Below are 15,925 nucleotides of genomic sequence, written 5' to 3'. Positions count from 1 at the left end.
CTCGATGAGCCTGCGGCGTGGGCAGGTCGCGGATTATAGCGAAGACTGTGCGTGGCGCCCACCTCGCCGTCTGCTTGGGTGGTCTTTCAGGGCTCTGGGTTCTATGCCAAACTCAGCGACTTTCGGGCTTGCCTAACAGGACTTATGCTCCCCTTGTCACCCAGTTTGCTACCCACCCTCGCCGCCGCCCTCCTTTATGCCGCTGCGACCTTCTACCAAGGCACCCGCCTGGCCACCGGCACCAAGGCCGACAAGCGCCTGCTGGTCGTGCTCGGGGTCCTCGCCCTGCTCGCCCACACCGCCAGCCTGTTGACCCACCTGCTGACCCCGGTTGGCCTGGGCCTGGACTTCTTCAGCGCCGCCAGCCTGATCGCCGCCGCGGTGATCGCCCTGACCTTGCTGGCCTGCGCGCGGATTCCCGTGGAAAACCTGCTGGTGCTGCTGTTCCCCCTTGGCGCCCTGACGGCGCTGCTGGCGCAGTTCGTGCCCACCGGCACGGTGCCAGTGATCGACGAGGAGCCGGGCATCCTGGCCCATATCCTGCTGTCGATCCTGGCCTACGGCATGTTCACCATCGCGGTGTTCCAATCCTTGCTGCTGCTGGTGCAGGACCGTCAGCTGAAGAACAAGCACCCCTCGGGGCTGATCCGCAACTTCCCGCCGCTGCAGACCATGGAAAGCCTGCTGTTCGGCTTTCTCTGGGCCGGCTGGGTGCTGCTCTCGCTGTCGCTGATCTCCGGCTGGCTGTTCTTCGACAACCTGTTCGCCCAGCACCTGGTGCACAAGACCCTGCTGGCCTGCCTGGCCTGGGTGGTGTTCAGCGTGCTGCTGTGGGGCCGCAACCGCCTGGGCTGGCGCGGGCACAAGGCGATTCGCTGGACCCTGGCGGGCTTCTGCCTGCTGATGCTGGCCTACTTCGGCAGCAAGCTGGTTCGCGAATACATCCTGCATATCTGACGACCGGCCATGACCGACTCCCTGCCCACCGGGCCCATGCTTGCGGTAATCGCCCTGCTCATCGTCTGGTCCGGGCTGTTCACCGCCATCGACGCCGCCCAACTGCACCTACTGACCCTGCGCAGCGCCTCGCGCTCCGGCGACAAGCCCACGGCGCGCCTGGCCTTCCCCAAGGAAAGCCTGATTCTGTGCAACACCCTGTGCCGGGTGCTGGCGGTGATCATCAGCACCCTGCTGGCGCTGTTCTACTGGGCGGAAAACGGCCCCTGGCTGGCCTGCCTGATCATCACCTGTGGCCTGCTGGTGCTGGCCGAATACCTGCCCCGAACCCTGGCCACACGCTACCCGGAAGGCACCCTGAGCTTCGGCAACAGCCTGCTCGGCATCCCGATGAAGATCGTCTACCCGCTGGCCTGGCTGCTCAACGTCATCGGCCAGTTGCTATTGCGTCCGTTTGCCGCCAAGGGCGGAGCGGTCAAGCACAGTGACGACGACCCGGCCCTGCTGGACGACGAACCCGCGCCAGCGGCCCCCCACGCCCTGCCCGGCATCCACGCCCTGGACAACATCACCGTCAACGACATCCTGGTGCCCCGCAGCGAAGTGGACGGCATCAACCTGGACGACCCCATCGAGGACATCATCGAGCAACTGCGCCTGACCAAGCGCACGCGCCTGCCGGTGTTCCACAGCGACATCAACCAGGTCGAGGCGGTGCTCAACACCCGGCAGATCCGCCATCTGCTGCCCGATGCCAGCCTGACCAAGGACAGCCTGCTGGCGGCCTGCCATGAACCCTATTTCGTTCCCGAAAGCACCCCGCTGCAGTTGCAATTGCTGAACTTTCACAAACAGCAACGGCGCCTGGGCATGGTGGTGGACGAGTATGGCGAGGTGCAGGGCATTGTTACCCTGGAAGACATTCTCGAAGAAATAGTCGGCGAGTTCGAAAGCGAGCACAGCCTGGACAACCCGCATATCCACCCCCAGGCCGACGGCCGCTATGTGGTGGAAGGCGCGGCATCGATTCGCGAACTGAACAAGAGCCTGGGCTGGCACCTGCCCAGCGACGGCCCCAAGACCCTCAACGGCCTGGTCACCGAGGCCCTGGAAACCATTCCCGACAGCGCCGTGTGCCTGAAGATCGGCCGCTACCGCCTGGAGATCCTCGAAACCGAGGAGAACCGCGTCAGCCGCGTGCTGATCTGGCACACCAGCAGCATGCCCGTCCTGCTCTGAGTAACCGGCCGCCCCAGGGCCCACCTGGCGCGGCCTGCAAATGCGGCCACAAGCCCTTGTTGGATAGTTAGCAGCCTTTCTATAATCCCCTGGCTTACCCAAGCTGCGCAGCCCCCGCGTGCTACCCGCACCCTGCGAGACCCTGCACCTATAGCCGCACACTGTCCGTCGCCGCTCCCACCCCGAGCCACGCCGCGCCAAACCCACATCCCTGGGTGCTCGACCCTAATAATTCGCTCCACAGGAGCAACGACTGTCAGGGATACCCACATGACCACCAGCACCACCTACAGCACCAGCACACCTGCGCAACCGGCCAACTCCGCCAGTCGCGTGGCCACTGCCAGCTTTATCGGCACGGCCATCGAGTTCTACGATTTCTACGTCTACGCCACCGCCGCCGCCCTGGTGATAGGCCCGGTGTTCTTCCCCCAGAGCTCCGGCACGGCGCAAATGCTCTCGGCGTTCCTGACCTTCGGCATCGCCTTTCTTGCGCGCCCGCTGGGTTCGGCACTGTTCGGCCATTTCGGCGACCGCATCGGGCGCAAGTCGACCCTGGTGGCCTCGCTGCTGCTGATGGGGGTGTGCACCACCCTGATCGGCGTGCTGCCGGGCTATGCCAGCATCGGAGCCTGGGCGCCGATCCTGCTCTGTGTGCTGCGCTTCGGCCAGGGCCTGGGGCTGGGCGGCGAATGGGGCGGCGCGGCGCTGCTGGCCACGGAAAACGCCCCGGAGGGCAAGCGCGCCTGGTTCGGCATGTTCCCGCAACTGGGGCCGTCCATCGGCTTTCTCGCCGCCAACGGCCTGTTCCTGGGCCTGGATGACCAGCAGTTCCGCTCCTGGGGCTGGCGCATTCCCTTCCTGCTCAGCGCCGCACTGGTGATGGTGGGCCTGTATGTGCGCCTGAAGCTGCATGAAACCCCGGTATTCGCCAACGCCGTGGCGCGCCAGGAACGGGTGAAGATGCCGCTGGTGGAGCTGTTCAGCCAATACTGGCTGCCAGTGCTGCTGGGCGCCGCCTCGATGGTGGTGTGCTACGCCCTGTTCTATATCTCCACGGTGTTTTCCCTGAGCTACGGCGTCGCCACCTTGGGCTACAGCCGGGAAACCTTCCTCGGCCTGCTGTGCTTCGCCGTGCTGTTCATGGCCGCGGCCACACCACTGGCGGCCTGGGCCAGCGACCGCTTCGGACGCAAACCGGTGTTGCTGGGCGGCGGCGTGCTGGCGATTCTTTCGGGATTCACCATGGAGCCACTGCTGACCCAGGGCTCCACCGCCGGCGTGGCGCTGTTCCTGTGCATCGAGCTGTTTCTGATGGGGGTGACCTTCGCCCCGATGGGCGCATTGCTGCCGGAGCTGTTTCCGACCCATGTGCGTTATACCGGCGCTTCGGCGGCCTATAACCTGGGCGGGATTGTCGGTGCCTCGGCGGCACCCTTCTTCGCCCAGAAGCTGGTGGCCATGGGTGGCCTGAGCTGGGTGGGTGGTTATGTGTCGGGGGCAGCGCTGCTGAGTTTGATCGCGGTGCTGTGCTTGAAGGAAACCCGTGGCAACGATTTGAATCGGGTCGCCTGAACGGGTGTTTCGCGAGCAAGCTCGCTCCTACAGGTTCAATGCAAATCCTGTAGGCGCGAGCTGACTCGTGATGCCTTTTAGAGCTCGACCACCACCGCCTGCGCAGCACGGGTGGCCTTGGCCCGGGCGGCCTCGATCGACTCGTCGCGAGCCAGGGCCACGCCCATGCGCCGCTGGCCGTTGACTTCCGGCTTGCCGAACAGGCGCAGCGCGGTGTCCGGCTCGCTCAGGGCCAGGCCCAGGTTGGCGAAGGCGGTCTGGGTGGACTGGCCTTCCACCAGGATCACGGCCGAGGCCGAAGGGCCGAACTGGCGGATCAGCGGAATCGGCAGGCCGAGAATCGCCCGGGCATGCAGGGCGAACTGCGACAAGTCCTGGGAAATCAGGGTCACCAGGCCGGTGTCATGGGGGCGCGGCGACACTTCGCTGAACCACACCTGGTCGCCCTTGATAAACAGCTCCACGCCAAACAGGCCGCGACCGCCCAGGGCCTCGGTGACCGCCTTGGCCACCCGCTCGGATTCCGCCAGGGCCTTGGGGCTCATGGCCTGGGGTTGCCAGGATTCCTGGTAGTCGCCCTTCTCCTGGCGATGGCCCACCGGCGCGCAGAAGGTGGTGCCGCCCACGTGACGCACAGTCAGCAGGGTGATTTCGTAGTCGAAGTCGATAAAGCCCTCGATGATCACCCGGCCCTTGCCGGCACGTCCGCCTTCCTGGGCGTAGTCCCAGGCCTTCTGCACGTCATCGACGCTGCGCAGCAGGCTCTGGCCCTTGCCCGAGGAACTCATCACCGGCTTGACCACGCAGGGGAAGCCCAGGTCGTCCACGGCCTTGGAATAGTCTTCGAAGGTGTCGGCGAAATGGTAGGGCGAGGTCGGCAGGTCCAGCTCTTCAGCGGCCAGGCGACGAATGCCTTCACGGTTCATGGTCAGGGAAGTGGCCCGAGCGGTCGGGATCACGGTAAAGCCTTCGGCTTCCAGCTCCACCAGGGTCGCAGTGGCGATGGCTTCGATTTCCGGAACGATGAAATGCGGCTTCTCGGCCTCGATCACCGCCCGCAGGGCCGCGCCGTCGAGCATGTTGATCACGTGGCTGCGATGAGCCACCTGCATCGCCGGGGCGTTGGCGTAGCGGTCCACGGCAATCACCTCGACACCCAGGCGTTGCAGCTCGATCACCACTTCCTTGCCCAACTCACCACAGCCACAAAGCAAGACGCGGGTCGCGGTAGGCGACAACGGGGTTCCGATACGAGTCATCTGAAGGTCCTCAAAGGAGCGAATCATCGAGGGCCGAACGCCGAAAGGCCGACCCAAGGGGGAAAGTGCGCGGCATTTTACATGAACCGCAGCCTTTGGCTCAGCCGGCGCACGCCGCTTTGCGCAAACGCCAGGCCATGGCCAGCCAGACCACCGTGACCCCGGCGAACTTCGAACCCAGGGCGGTAAGGGTCACCGCCGGGGTCAGGGCATCGATCATGCCGTAGAAGATAAAGGTATCCAGGGGAATGCTCAGGGCCGAGCTGATCCACAGGCGATCGTGCAGCGGCCGCTTGGTGATGCTGAACACCAGCCAGTCGATGCATTCCGACACGGCGAACGCGGTGGCGCTGGCCAGGGCGATGGTGGGGTCGGACGTCACATAGGACAGCACCAGGGCCACCAGCATTGCGAACAATGCGCCATGGCCGAAGCGGGTCTGCACCATGTCCCGCAGCACGAACACCAGCCCGCCCCAGGCCGACCAGATGATGTCCAGTTGCGGCGCGGTGGAAAAGGCGTAGTTGATCAGCACGACGCTGCTGATATAGGCGATCAGGAAGAGCATGGGGGCCAAGGGTACCGATAAGGAAGGCGCACAGGTTACTGCAGGCCCGGGGCTGGGCCAAGAAGCCCTTTCGCCAGCAAGCTGGCGAAACGAGCGGGTCAGCTGGCCGAGCTGGAGCCGATCATCCACAGCAAGCCGCTGGACTTGGCCCGCTCATGGCACAGGGCCAGGACCGCGCGGCGCTCGCTGTTGTCCATGCGGCTCCAGCGGGTGATTTCGTCCACCGTGCGCTGGCAGCCGGTGCAGATGTCCTGCTCATCCAGGGCGCAGATGCTCACGCAGGGCGAGGCGACGGGTCTTTCGGGGGCATTCATGATTCTTGCTCAACCAGCTCTTTGGCATAACGGCGGGCATTATGAACGTAGTGGGCGGCGCTGGCTTCGAGCATTTTCTTCTGTGGCTCGGTGAGCTCGCGCACCACCTTGCCCGGCGACCCCATGACCAGCGAGCCGTCGGGAATTTCCTTGCCCTCGCCGATCAGCGAGTTGGCGCCGATGATGCAGTTCTTGCCGATCCTGGCGCCGTTGAGAATCACCGCATTGATGCCGATCAGGCTGTAGTCGCCCACCGTGCAGCCATGCAGCATGGCGTTATGGCCGATGGTCACGCCGGTGCCGATGGTCAGCGGGTAGCCCATGTCGGTGTGCATCACCGTGCCGTCCTGCACATTGCTGTGCTTGCCGATCAGGATCAGCTCGTTGTCGCCACGCAGCACCGCGTTGAACCAAACATTGGCCCCCTCCTCCAGCTTGACCTTGCCCACCAGGGTGGCATTCGGGGCTACCCAGCTTTCGGGATGGGTCTCGACTCGGGCGTCGCCCAGGCGGTATTTCATCTTATTGTCCTCATGGCTCAGGCAGCCGCGGGTTGATGCCATGCGCAGTGCTGGCTTCAGCTATGGATATAGTTTTGCGGTGGGTGCTGCAGGCTGATCTTGGCATCGAACAGCAGGTTGACCAGCTCGACGATCATGATCGCGGTCAGGCCCCAGATCTTGTACTCGCCGAAACGGTAACTGGGGACATACCAGCTGCGGCCTTGATAGTCGATGCGATGGGTGTGCTCGCGCGGGTCCTGGCGGAAGAACTCCAGGGGCACGGTGAATACCGCGGCAATCTCGGCGTCGTTGGCCAGGTATTCGACATAATCGGGAATCACCCCGACGTAGGGCGTGACCTTGATCCCATGCTTGGACACCAGCGCACTCAGGGGGCCGATGATTTCCACCAGCCCCGGTGGCAGGCCGATTTCCTCTTCGGCCTCGCGCAAGGCGGTGAAAATCAGGTCTGGGTCTTCCGGGTCGCGCCGGCCACCGGGAAAGGCCACTTCACCTCCATGGGTCGACAACCCGCTGGCGCGCAAGGTCAATACCAGCTCCGGATCGTCGCTGCGGGTGATGGGCACCAGCACCGCGGCTTCGGGAAAGCGTTGGTCGATCTCCAGGGTTCTTGGGGTGTATTGACTGACCCGATGAAGTAGCTCGTCCAGCATGAGGCATCTCGATCTGTTGGCTACCGTGCATCATGCACCAATCCAATCGGCGGCCCAACCCCCGCTCCGGGGGTCTGTCGCGAAACGACAACTTGCCGGCGACCATGCGGCACGCCAAGATAGCCCCAGCCTTTTCGGACAGCCCAGATGAAATTTTGCAGCCAGTGCGGCAACCCGGTAACCCAGCGTATTCCCGAAGGCGACTCACGCCTGCGCTACGTCTGCGATCACTGCCAGACCATCCACTACCAGAACCCCAATATAGTCGCCGGCTGCTTGGCCACCTGGCAGGGCAAGGTGCTGCTGTGCCGCCGTGCCATCGAACCGCGCCTGGGCTACTGGACCCTGCCGGCAGGCTTTATGGAGAACGGCGAGACCGTGGAACAGGCGGCCATCCGCGAAACCTTCGAGGAAGCCTGCGCCCGTGTACGCAACCTGCACATCTATACCCTGATCGACGTGCCGCATATCAGCCAGGTGCATGTGTTCTTCCGTGCGGAACTGGCCGACCTGGACTTCGCCGCCGGCCCCGAGAGCCTGGAAGTGCAGTTGTTCGACGAAGCCGATATCCCCTGGTCCGAGCTGGCTTTCCGCACCGTCGGCCGTACCTTAGAATGCTTCTTCGCTGACCGGCGGACACAGGCGTTTGCCGTACGCTCCGAATCCATCCCGCCGCTCGCTCAGCCTGCCATCACTTAAACAATAAAACGTGCACGGGATCTGTGCGCGCCTGGGGATATCGTGTCAATGCGCTGGTTGCTTGCCCTGCTGTGCTGCTCCTTCGTTGCCCTGTCTCAAGCCTCCACGGTGGAAACCCTGGACGGCAAGGTCATCGAGAAAATCCTGGTGCTCAAATCCGCCCATCAACTGCAGTTGATCAATGGCGGCAAACCACTGAAGACCTACCGCATTTCCCTGGGCAAGAAACCCAAGGGTCCCAAGCTGATGGAAGGCGACAAGCGCACGCCCGAGGGCCTGTACTGGCTCGACTGGCGCAAGACCAGCGACCGCTACTACCTGGCCATGCACATCTCCTACCCGAACATCAGCGACGCCGCCCGCTCGCGGCGTGAAGGGGTGGAGCCCGGCGGCATGATCATGATCCACGGCACCCCGGACACCGAGGAATTCCCCGAGCAGTACTTCCACACCCTGGACTGGACCGATGGCTGCATCGCCATGCGCAACGTCGATATGCGCGAGGTCTGGGGCCTGGTCAAGGACGGCACCATGATCGAAATCCGCCCTTAATTTCCCCGCCCGCGAAAAATATTTTCCTCCCCCGCGCCCGCCCCGGGCGCGCATACCACTTGGCGACCTGCACGGGTCGCCAGCCACTGCCTTGGCCCCAGCGGCCAGACCTGCCTAATACCACTTCAATCCTTACCCCTAGGTGATACCCCGCAAGCCCCGTTTTACGCTGCCTGGCGCTGACCAGTGGCGTTGACATGGTATTTAAGTGGTATTAGTTTTTCGTCACTAGCGGGCAACAACAACCTAAAAACCGCATCGGAAACCTACTGATGAATGTGCTCCTGAGTCTGCGTCCCGACGACACCCAGCCCACCCCGCTGTACCTGCAACTGGCGCGCAACCTGGAAGCGGCGATTCACGCCGGCCAGTGGAAAGCCGAGCAGGCGCTGCCGTCGGAACGCAACCTCAGCGAACAGTTGGGCATCTCCCGGGTGACCGCGCGCAAGGCCCTGGAAATACTCTTCGAGCAAGGCCTGATCCGCCGCCACCAGGGCTCGGGCACCTTTATCACCCCACGCCTGGAACAACCCCTGTCACGCCTTTCCGGCTTCAGCGAAATGCTCCGCCTGAAAGGCTTCGTGCCCGGCTCGCAGTGGCTGGAACGCGGCCTGACCCAGCCCACCCACGAGGAACTGATCCGCCTCGGCCTGTCGCCCAACGACAAGGTGGCGCGGCTCAAGCGCCTGCGCAAAGCCGATGACACGGTAATGGCGATCGAGATGAGCACCCTGCCCGCCAGCATCATTGCCCGCCCCGAAGCGGTGGGCGATTCGCTCTACGAGTACCTCGACAGCATCGGCCGGCCAGTGGTGCGGGCGCTGCAGCATATCCAGGCAATCAACGCCTCGGACGAATTCGCCGCGCTGGTGGGCATCGCCCCCGGCACCGCCATGCTGCTGATGACCCGGGTCGGCTACCTGGAAGACAACACGCCGATCGAAGTCACCGACACCTATTGCCGCAACGACTACTACGACTTCGTCGCCGAACTGCGACGCTGAACCCGCCCTCGGAAGCCGAGAAACCCCATGTCCGAAGACAATATCCTCACGCCCAATGGCTGGGTCCGCGGCCGCCTGCTCCACCAGGACGGCAAGGTCAGCGCTATTGAAGGCAGCCCCTGCGACCCGGCGGACAACGACCTGCCCTACCTGCTGCCGGGCTTTATCGACCTGCACGTGCACGGCGGTGGCGGCCACGACATCATGCAGGGCAGTGCAGCCTTCGAAGCCATTGCCCGCACCCACCTGCGCTTTGGCACCACCGCGCTGCTGGCCACCACCATGACCGCGCCCAAGGAAGAAATCAGCCAGGTCCTGGCCCAGCTCGGTGATTTCGTCCAGCAGCGCCGCCGCGGCTGCGCCCGGGTGCTAGGGGTGCATCTGGAAGGCCCCTACATCAACCCTGGCAAGCTCGGCGCCCAGCCCAACTTCGCCCATACCGCGCTGCTGGCGGAGGTGGAGCAGTACCTGGCGCTGGCGCCGATCCGAGTGATCACCATTGCCCCGGAAATCGCCGGCCACGACGAGCTGATTCGCACCCTCAGCCGCCGCGGGGTGCGCATGCAGATCGGCCACACCCTGGGCAGCTACGAAGAAGGCGTGGCCGCCCTGGCCGCCGGCGCCACCAGCTTCACCCACCTGTATAACGCCATGAGCCCGCTGCATCACCGCGAGCCGGGCATCGTCGGCGCGGCCCTGGCCCACGCCCAGTACGCCGAGCTGATTCCCGACCTGCTGCACGTGCACCCGGGCGCCATGCGCGTGGCCCTGCGCGCGATTCCCTGCCTGTATTGCGTCACCGACTCCACCGCCGCCGCCGGTATGCCCGACGGCGAATACCAGCTGGGCAGCCACACCGTGACCAAGTGCCTGGGCGGCGTGCGCCTGGCCGACGGCACCCTGGCCGGCAGCACCCTGACCATGGACCAGGCCCTGCGCAACCTGGTGAAAATCGGCCTGCCCCTGGCCGAAGCCGCGCAGCGCCTGTCGCAATTTCCCGCCGACTACCTCGGCCTGCCTGAACGCGGCCGCCTGCAACCGGGCAGCTGGGCCGACTGCGTGCGCCTGGATCGCACACTCACACTGACCGCCGTGATGGTCGAAGGAGAAGACATTGACTTCAAAAATGCTTGAAGAGGCGCTGTCCTCGCACGCCGCAGTAAGCCGCCAGTTGCAGCACCTGGACCCGGCCCTGCACGAGGTCGCCGGACGTCTGCGCCGGCAGCCGCCGCAAGTGGCGATGACCGTGGCCCGGGGCAGCTCCGACCATGCCGCGAGCTATTTCGCCTACCTGACCATGCAGCAAGTAGGCATTCCGGTGGCCTCGCTGCCGATGTCGGTGGTGACCATGCAGCAGGCGCCCCTGCGGGTTAGCGGCCAGGCGGTGTTCGCCTTTTCGCAGTCGGGCCAGAGCCCGGACCTGGTCAACAGCGTGCGCCTGCTGCGCAAGCGCGGCGCCCTCAGCGTGGCCATGGTCAATGCGGAAAACAGCCCACTGGAAGCCGCCAGCGAATTCTGCCTGCCGCTGCATGCCGGCGCCGAACAGAGCGTGGCCGCCACCAAGAGCTTTATCGCCACCCTCAGCGCCAGCGCACGGCTGATCGGCCACTGGAACGAGGACGGCCACCTGCTCGAGGCCGGCCAGGCTCTGGCCGAAGGCCTGCAACAGGCCGCGACCCAGGACTGGAGCCCCGCCGTCGAAGCCCTGCGCGATTGCCAGCGGTTGATGGTGATCGGCCGTGGCGCCGGTTTCGCGATTGCCCAGGAAGCCGCGCTCAAGCTCAAGGAAACCTCGGCCATCCAGGCCGAAGCCTTCAGCAGCGCCGAAGTGCGTCACGGCCCCATGGCGCTGATCGACCACGACTACCCGCTGCTGGTGTTCGCTCCCCGCGGCGCGGAACAGGGCGGCCTGCTGAGCCTGGCCGCCGACATGCGCCAGCGCGGCGCCAAGGTGCTGCTGGCCGCTCCCGACGATATCGAGCAACGGGACCTGACCCTGAACCGCGCCGAACACCCGGTGCTGGACCCGATCCTGGCGATCCAGAGCTTCTATGTGATGGCCGCCGGCCTGGCCGCAGCCCGGCACATGGACCCCGACCAGCCACGCCACCTGAGCAAAGTGACCCGCACTCACTAAGCCCCTTCGCCAACGAGTACCGAGCCATGCATAACAACAATAACCAACTGACGCTCAGTGCCCCCCTCAGCGGGCCCGTGCTGGCGCTGTGCCGCGTTCCCGACCCGGTGTTCGCCAGCGGCGCCATGGGCGACGGGCTGGCCATCGACCCGCTGGACGACACCCTGCACGCACCGTGCGCCGGCCTGGTGGTGCAGGTGGCGCGCACCGGCCACGCCCTGACCCTGCGCGCCGCCAACGGCGCGGAAATCCTCCTGCACCTGGGCCTGGACAGCGTCGAGCTGCAAGGCCAGGGTTTTGCCATGCTGGTCAAGGAAGGCCAGGAAGTCAGCGCTGGCCAGCCCCTGCTGCGCTTCGACCTGGACCTGGTGGCGCGGCATTGCCGGAGCCTGATCAGCCCGCTGATCCTGACCAACGGCGAGGACTTCGAGCTGCGCGGCCTGGGCCTGTCTTCGGTGCGCCTCGGCGAGCCACTGTTGCAGATCAGCCGCCGTGGCAGCCAGAGCCCGCAACCGGCAAGCGAGGCAACCGCCAGCGCAGAGGCCAGCGCACGGGTCCAGGTGGCACATCGCGGCGGCCTGCATGCACGCCCCGCAGCCCTGGTACGGCAGACCGCCGCAGGCTTTCAAAGCCAGTCGCGCCTGACCTTCAACGGCAAAAGCGCGCCCTGCTCCAGCCTGATCGCCCTGATGGGCCTGGACCTTGGCGAGCAGGACGAGGTGCTGGTCAGCTGCCGGGGCGCCGATGGCCAAGAGGCCTTGCAAGCCCTGCTGAAAACCCTCGGCACGGCGCTGCCAGCGGACGCCCATGCCGCGCCACCGCCCCCCATGCCAGTGTCTCGGCGCGCCAGCGAAGACGGCGTGCTGCACGGCGTGTGCGCGGCTCCGGGACTGGTGAGCGGCCCGCTGTTGCGGCTCAACGCCATGCAACTGCCGGAAGATCGCGGCCAGCATCAACCCCAGGAACAGCGCGTCGCACTGCAGGCGGCCCTGGCCCAGGTCCGCGATGAAGTCCTGCACACCCTGGAACAGGCCCGACAACGCCGCGACCAGCAAGAACAGGAGATTTTCAACGCCCACCTGGCACTGCTGGAAGACCCGACCCTGCTCGACGCCGCCGAGGCGCTTATCGCCCAGGGTCGCGCCGCCACCCACGCCTGGAGCGCGGCCATCGCCGAGCAGTGCCAAGTACTGCAACAACTGGATAACTCGCTGCTGGCCGAGCGCGCCAACGACCTGCGCGACCTGCAACAACGGGTACTGCGCGCCCTGCTGGGGGAAGCCTGGCACTACGACCTGCCGCCGGGGGCGATTGTCGCCGCCGAGGAACTGACCCCCTCCGACCTGCTGCAACTCAGCGCCCAGGGCGTGGCCGGGCTGTGCATGGCCGCCGGCGGCGCCACCTCCCATGTGGCGATCCTCGCCCGGGGTAAGGGCCTGCCCTGCCTGGTGGCCCTGGGCCAGGAACTGCTGGGCATCGGCGACGGCCGCCAGGTGGTGCTGGATGCCGACGGTGCACGCCTGGAGCTGGCTCCGGCCCCGCAGCGCATCGCCCAGGTGCAGCAGGCCGTGGCCACGCAGCGCCAGCGCCGTGAACGGCAACAGCAGCATGCCCAGCAACCGGCACTGACCCGCGATGGCCAGCCAATCGAGGTGGCAGCCAATGTCGCCTCCAGCGACGAGGCCCGGGATGCCCACCAGGGCGGTGCCGATGGTGTCGGCCTGCTGCGCACCGAATTTCTGTTCGTCGACCGTCGCCAGGCGCCCGACGAAGAAGAACAGCGCCAGGCCTATCAGGCGGTGCTGGATGCCATGGGCGACAAGCCCGTGATCATCCGCACCATCGATGTCGGCGGCGACAAGCAGCTGGACTACCTGCCCCTGCCGGCAGAGGCCAACCCGGTACTGGGCCTGCGCGGCATTCGCCTGGCCCAGGCCCGCCCGCACCTGCTGGACCAGCAATTGCGCGCCCTGCTGCAAGTGACCCCCGCCCAGCGCTGCCGGGTGATGCTGCCCATGGTCAGCGAAGTGGCCGAGCTGCTGCAGATCCGCCAGCGCCTGGAGCAGCTCGCCGCCGAACTGGGGCTGGCACAGTGCCCGGAACTGGGGGTGATGATCGAAGTGCCAGCGGCCGCATTGATGGCCGAGCAACTGGCGCAGCACGCCGATTTCCTGTCCATCGGTACCAATGACCTGTCCCAGTACACCCTGGCCATGGACCGCGATCACGCCGGGCTGGCAGCACGGGTCGATGCCCTGCACCCGGCGCTACTGCGCCTGATCGCCCAGACCTGCGCTGGGGCCAAGCGCCACGGGCGCTGGGTAGGCGTCTGCGGCGCCCTGGCTTCCGACCCGCTGGCCACCCCGGTATTGATCGGCCTCGGGGTCGACGAACTGTCGGTAAGCCCACCGCAAGTGGGCGAGATCAAGGACCGGGTACGCCAGCTGGACGCCGCCGAGTGCCGCAACCTGGCCCCATCGCTGCTGGACCTGCCCGGCGCCGGCGCAGTGCGTGAAGCCTGCGCCCGACACTGGCCGCTGCATCCATAACAACAACGCGCGGAGAAACGCCATGTACCAGTATTTCATCGAGGGCCTGCAACGCCTCGGCCGGGCGCTGATGCTGCCCATCGCCATCCTGCCGATTGCCGGCCTGCTGTTGCGCCTGGGCGATACCGACCTGTTGAACATCGCCATCATCCATGACGCCGGGCAGTCGATCTTCGGCAACCTGGCGCTGATCTTCGCCATCGGCATTGCCGTGGGCTTTGCCCGGGACAACAACGGCACCGCCGGGCTGGCCGGGGCCATCGGCTACCTGGTGATGGTCTCGACCCTCAAGGTGCTGGATGCCAGCATCAACATGGGCATGCTCGCCGGGATCATCAGCGGGCTGCTGGCCGGCGCGCTGTACAACCGCTTCAAGGACATCGCGTTGCCGGAATACCTGGCATTCTTCGGCGGTCGGCGTTTCGTGCCCATAGTCACCGGCTTCAGTGCCGTGGGCCTGGGGGTGGTGTTCGGCCTGATCTGGCCGCCGATCCAGCACGGCATCAACAGCTTCGGCCAGTTGCTACTGGAAAGCGGCAGCTTGGGCGCCTTTGTCTTCGGCGTGCTCAACCGCCTGCTGATCATTACCGGGCTGCACCATATCCTCAACAACCTGGCCTGGTTCGTGTTCGGCAGCTTCACCGACCCGAGCACCGGGGCGGTGGTCACCGGCGACCTGACCCGCTACTTTGCCGGCGACCCCAAGGGCGGCCAGTTCATGACCGGGATGTTCCCGATGATGCTGTTCGGCCTGCCCGCCGCTTGCCTGGCGATGTACCGCAATGCCCTGCCGGAGCGGCGCAAGGTGATGGGCGGGATCTTCCTGTCGATGGCCCTGACCTCCTTCCTCACCGGGGTCACCGAGCCGATCGAATTCGCCTTTATGTTCCTCGCGCCGCTGCTGTACCTGGTGCATGCGCTGCTCACCGGGGCGTCCATGGCCCTGACCAACCTGCTGGACATTCACCTGGGCTTTACCTTTTCCGGTGGCGCCATCGACATGGCCCTGGGCTGGGGCCGCTCGACCAATGGCTGGAAGGTGCTGCCGGTGGGGCTGCTGTATGGGCTGCTGTACTACCTGGTATTCGATTTCTGCATCCGCCGCTTCAACCTCAAGACCCCGGGGCGCGAGGACAGCCCCAGCAGCGACAAGGCCACCCTCAGCAGCGATCAGCGGGCGAACGCCTATATCAAGGCCCTGGGCGGCGCGGCCAACCTGATCACCGTTGGCGCCTGCACCACCCGCCTGCGCCTGGAACTGGCGGATCGCAATCAGGCCTCGGACAGCCAGCTCAAGGCCCTGGGCGCCATGGCCGTGGTGCGACCCGGCAAGGGTGGCAGCCTGCAAGTGGTGGTGGGCCCCCTGGCCGACAGCATTGCCGACGAGATCCGCCTGGCACTGCCGGCCGCGGCCCGGATCACTCCGCCAGCCAGCGCAGCCGAGCCAGCGCCGCCTGTGGATATCTCCGCGCAGGAGGCCCAGCAATGGCTGAGTGCCCTGGGCGGCCGGGAGAACCTGTTGCAGCTCGATTGCGTGGCCCTGACCCGGTTGCGGGTGCAGTTGAGCGACAGCCGCAGCCTGTCGGAATCGGCGCTCAAGGGCCTGGGTTGCCAGGGCACGCGGCAGATGGAGGGGGATGTCTGGCATGTGCTGATTGGCGACAAGGCCGCGGGCTTGCAGGCCGCCCTGAACAGCCTGCTGCAGCAGAAGGTTGGGGCGGGAGCTTGAGCCCCCGCACATCACGCTAGCCGTAAAGGCGTGCCCAAGTGTCTAGTCCTGAAATAGGTTTACACCTATACAGGTAGGCCAGTAGGCCTCAAAACGCCCGATGCACCGCATCGGGCGTTTTGTTTTTCAGGGCCATGTGAGGCCGCTCCGTGTTGTAGATTTGCAC

16 protein-coding genes are annotated in these 15,925 nt (G+C 65.7%); 10 read left to right on the top strand and 6 right to left on the bottom strand.

What is annotated here, in order from left to right; all coding sequences use genetic code 11:
- The first annotated feature begins 144 nt into the window (after window positions 1–144).
- The 3 genes from J4P02_RS18700 to J4P02_RS18690 all read left to right on the top strand — a co-directional run bounded on the left by J4P02_RS18700 (window position 145) and on the right by J4P02_RS18690 (window position 3,771).
- Complete coding sequence (locus J4P02_RS18700) at window positions 145–957, top strand: cytochrome C assembly family protein (protein ID WP_426192925.1); 813 nt, start codon at window positions 145–147, stop codon at window positions 955–957.
- Window positions 958–966: 9 nt separating this feature from the next.
- Window positions 967–2,196, top strand: a complete 1,230-nt coding sequence (locus J4P02_RS18695) for an HlyC/CorC family transporter (RefSeq protein WP_426192922.1) — start codon at window positions 967–969, stop codon at window positions 2,194–2,196.
- 270 nt (window positions 2,197–2,466) lie between these two features.
- Window positions 2,467–3,771 (top strand): MFS transporter, encoded by a 1,305-nt coding sequence (locus J4P02_RS18690; protein WP_426192920.1) that lies wholly within the window; start codon window positions 2,467–2,469, stop codon window positions 3,769–3,771.
- A 77-nt stretch (window positions 3,772–3,848) separates the two neighbouring features.
- Here the strand turns inward: J4P02_RS18690 and purT are convergent, their stop codons facing one another.
- The 5 genes from purT to J4P02_RS18665 all read right to left on the bottom strand — a co-directional run bounded on the left by purT (window position 3,849) and on the right by J4P02_RS18665 (window position 7,089).
- Window positions 3,849–5,030: a formate-dependent phosphoribosylglycinamide formyltransferase gene (purT, locus tag J4P02_RS18685; protein WP_426192917.1), complete on the bottom strand. Its 1,182-nt coding sequence runs from the start codon at window positions 5,028–5,030 to the stop codon at window positions 3,849–3,851.
- Between the two features lie 100 nt (window positions 5,031–5,130).
- Window positions 5,131–5,598, bottom strand: coding sequence for a preQ0 transporter (locus tag J4P02_RS18680; RefSeq protein WP_426192915.1), 468 nt, complete (start codon window positions 5,596–5,598; stop codon window positions 5,131–5,133).
- 98 nt (window positions 5,599–5,696) lie between these two features.
- Window positions 5,697–5,912: a DUF1289 domain-containing protein gene (locus J4P02_RS18675; protein ID WP_426192912.1), complete on the bottom strand. Its 216-nt coding sequence runs from the start codon at window positions 5,910–5,912 to the stop codon at window positions 5,697–5,699.
- Entirely contained in the window at window positions 5,909–6,433 is a 525-nt protein-coding gene (locus tag J4P02_RS18670) for a gamma carbonic anhydrase family protein (RefSeq protein WP_426192910.1), read from the bottom strand. Before J4P02_RS18670 ends, J4P02_RS18675 begins: the two co-directional genes overlap by 4 nt.
- Before the next feature lie 56 nt (window positions 6,434–6,489).
- On the bottom strand, window positions 6,490–7,089 hold the full coding sequence (locus J4P02_RS18665) for a CoA pyrophosphatase (RefSeq protein ID WP_426192908.1): 600 nt from the start codon (window positions 7,087–7,089) through the stop codon (window positions 6,490–6,492).
- Window positions 7,090–7,236: 147 nt separating this feature from the next.
- Here J4P02_RS18665 and J4P02_RS18660 point away from each other — a divergent pair, with 147 nt between their 5' ends.
- The 7 genes from J4P02_RS18660 to nagE all read left to right on the top strand — a co-directional run bounded on the left by J4P02_RS18660 (window position 7,237) and on the right by nagE (window position 15,759).
- On the top strand, window positions 7,237–7,788 hold the full coding sequence (locus J4P02_RS18660; RefSeq protein WP_426192905.1) for an NUDIX hydrolase: 552 nt from the start codon (window positions 7,237–7,239) through the stop codon (window positions 7,786–7,788).
- 48 nt (window positions 7,789–7,836) lie between these two features.
- Window positions 7,837–8,340 carry a L,D-transpeptidase family protein gene (locus tag J4P02_RS18655; RefSeq protein WP_426192903.1) on the top strand — a complete coding sequence of 168 codons (504 nt, stop codon included), beginning with the start codon at window positions 7,837–7,839 and terminating at the stop codon, window positions 8,338–8,340.
- A gap of 272 nt (window positions 8,341–8,612) precedes the next feature.
- On the top strand, window positions 8,613–9,344 hold the full coding sequence (locus J4P02_RS18650) for a GntR family transcriptional regulator (RefSeq protein WP_426192901.1): 732 nt from the start codon (window positions 8,613–8,615) through the stop codon (window positions 9,342–9,344).
- A gap of 27 nt (window positions 9,345–9,371) precedes the next feature.
- Window positions 9,372–10,478, top strand: coding sequence for an N-acetylglucosamine-6-phosphate deacetylase (gene nagA / locus J4P02_RS18645; RefSeq protein WP_426192898.1), 1,107 nt, complete (start codon window positions 9,372–9,374; stop codon window positions 10,476–10,478).
- Window positions 10,459–11,481, top strand: a complete 1,023-nt coding sequence (locus J4P02_RS18640; RefSeq protein ID WP_426192896.1) for an SIS domain-containing protein — start codon at window positions 10,459–10,461, stop codon at window positions 11,479–11,481. The genes nagA and J4P02_RS18640 overlap by 20 nt, the downstream gene beginning before the upstream one ends.
- 26 nt (window positions 11,482–11,507) lie before the next feature.
- Window positions 11,508–14,030: a phosphoenolpyruvate--protein phosphotransferase gene (ptsP, locus tag J4P02_RS18635; RefSeq protein ID WP_426192894.1), complete on the top strand. Its 2,523-nt coding sequence runs from the start codon at window positions 11,508–11,510 to the stop codon at window positions 14,028–14,030.
- Window positions 14,031–14,052: 22 nt separating this feature from the next.
- A complete protein-coding gene (gene nagE, locus J4P02_RS18630; protein WP_426192892.1) occupies window positions 14,053–15,759 on the top strand; it encodes an N-acetylglucosamine-specific PTS transporter subunit IIBC in 1,707 nt (568 codons plus the stop codon).
- Window positions 15,760–15,847: 88 nt separating this feature from the next.
- Here the strand turns inward: nagE and J4P02_RS18625 are convergent.
- The coding region (locus J4P02_RS18625; protein ID WP_146146908.1) for an integrase core domain-containing protein at window positions 15,848–15,925 on the bottom strand (78 nt) is incomplete at its 5' end.

Origin of the sequence: Pseudomonas sp. NFXW11 (genome assembly GCF_049887815.1) — a bacterium.
In the GTDB taxonomy this organism is placed as follows: domain Bacteria; phylum Pseudomonadota; class Gammaproteobacteria; order Pseudomonadales; family Pseudomonadaceae; genus Aquipseudomonas.
This window is presented reverse-complemented; position numbering and strand designations above follow the sequence as displayed.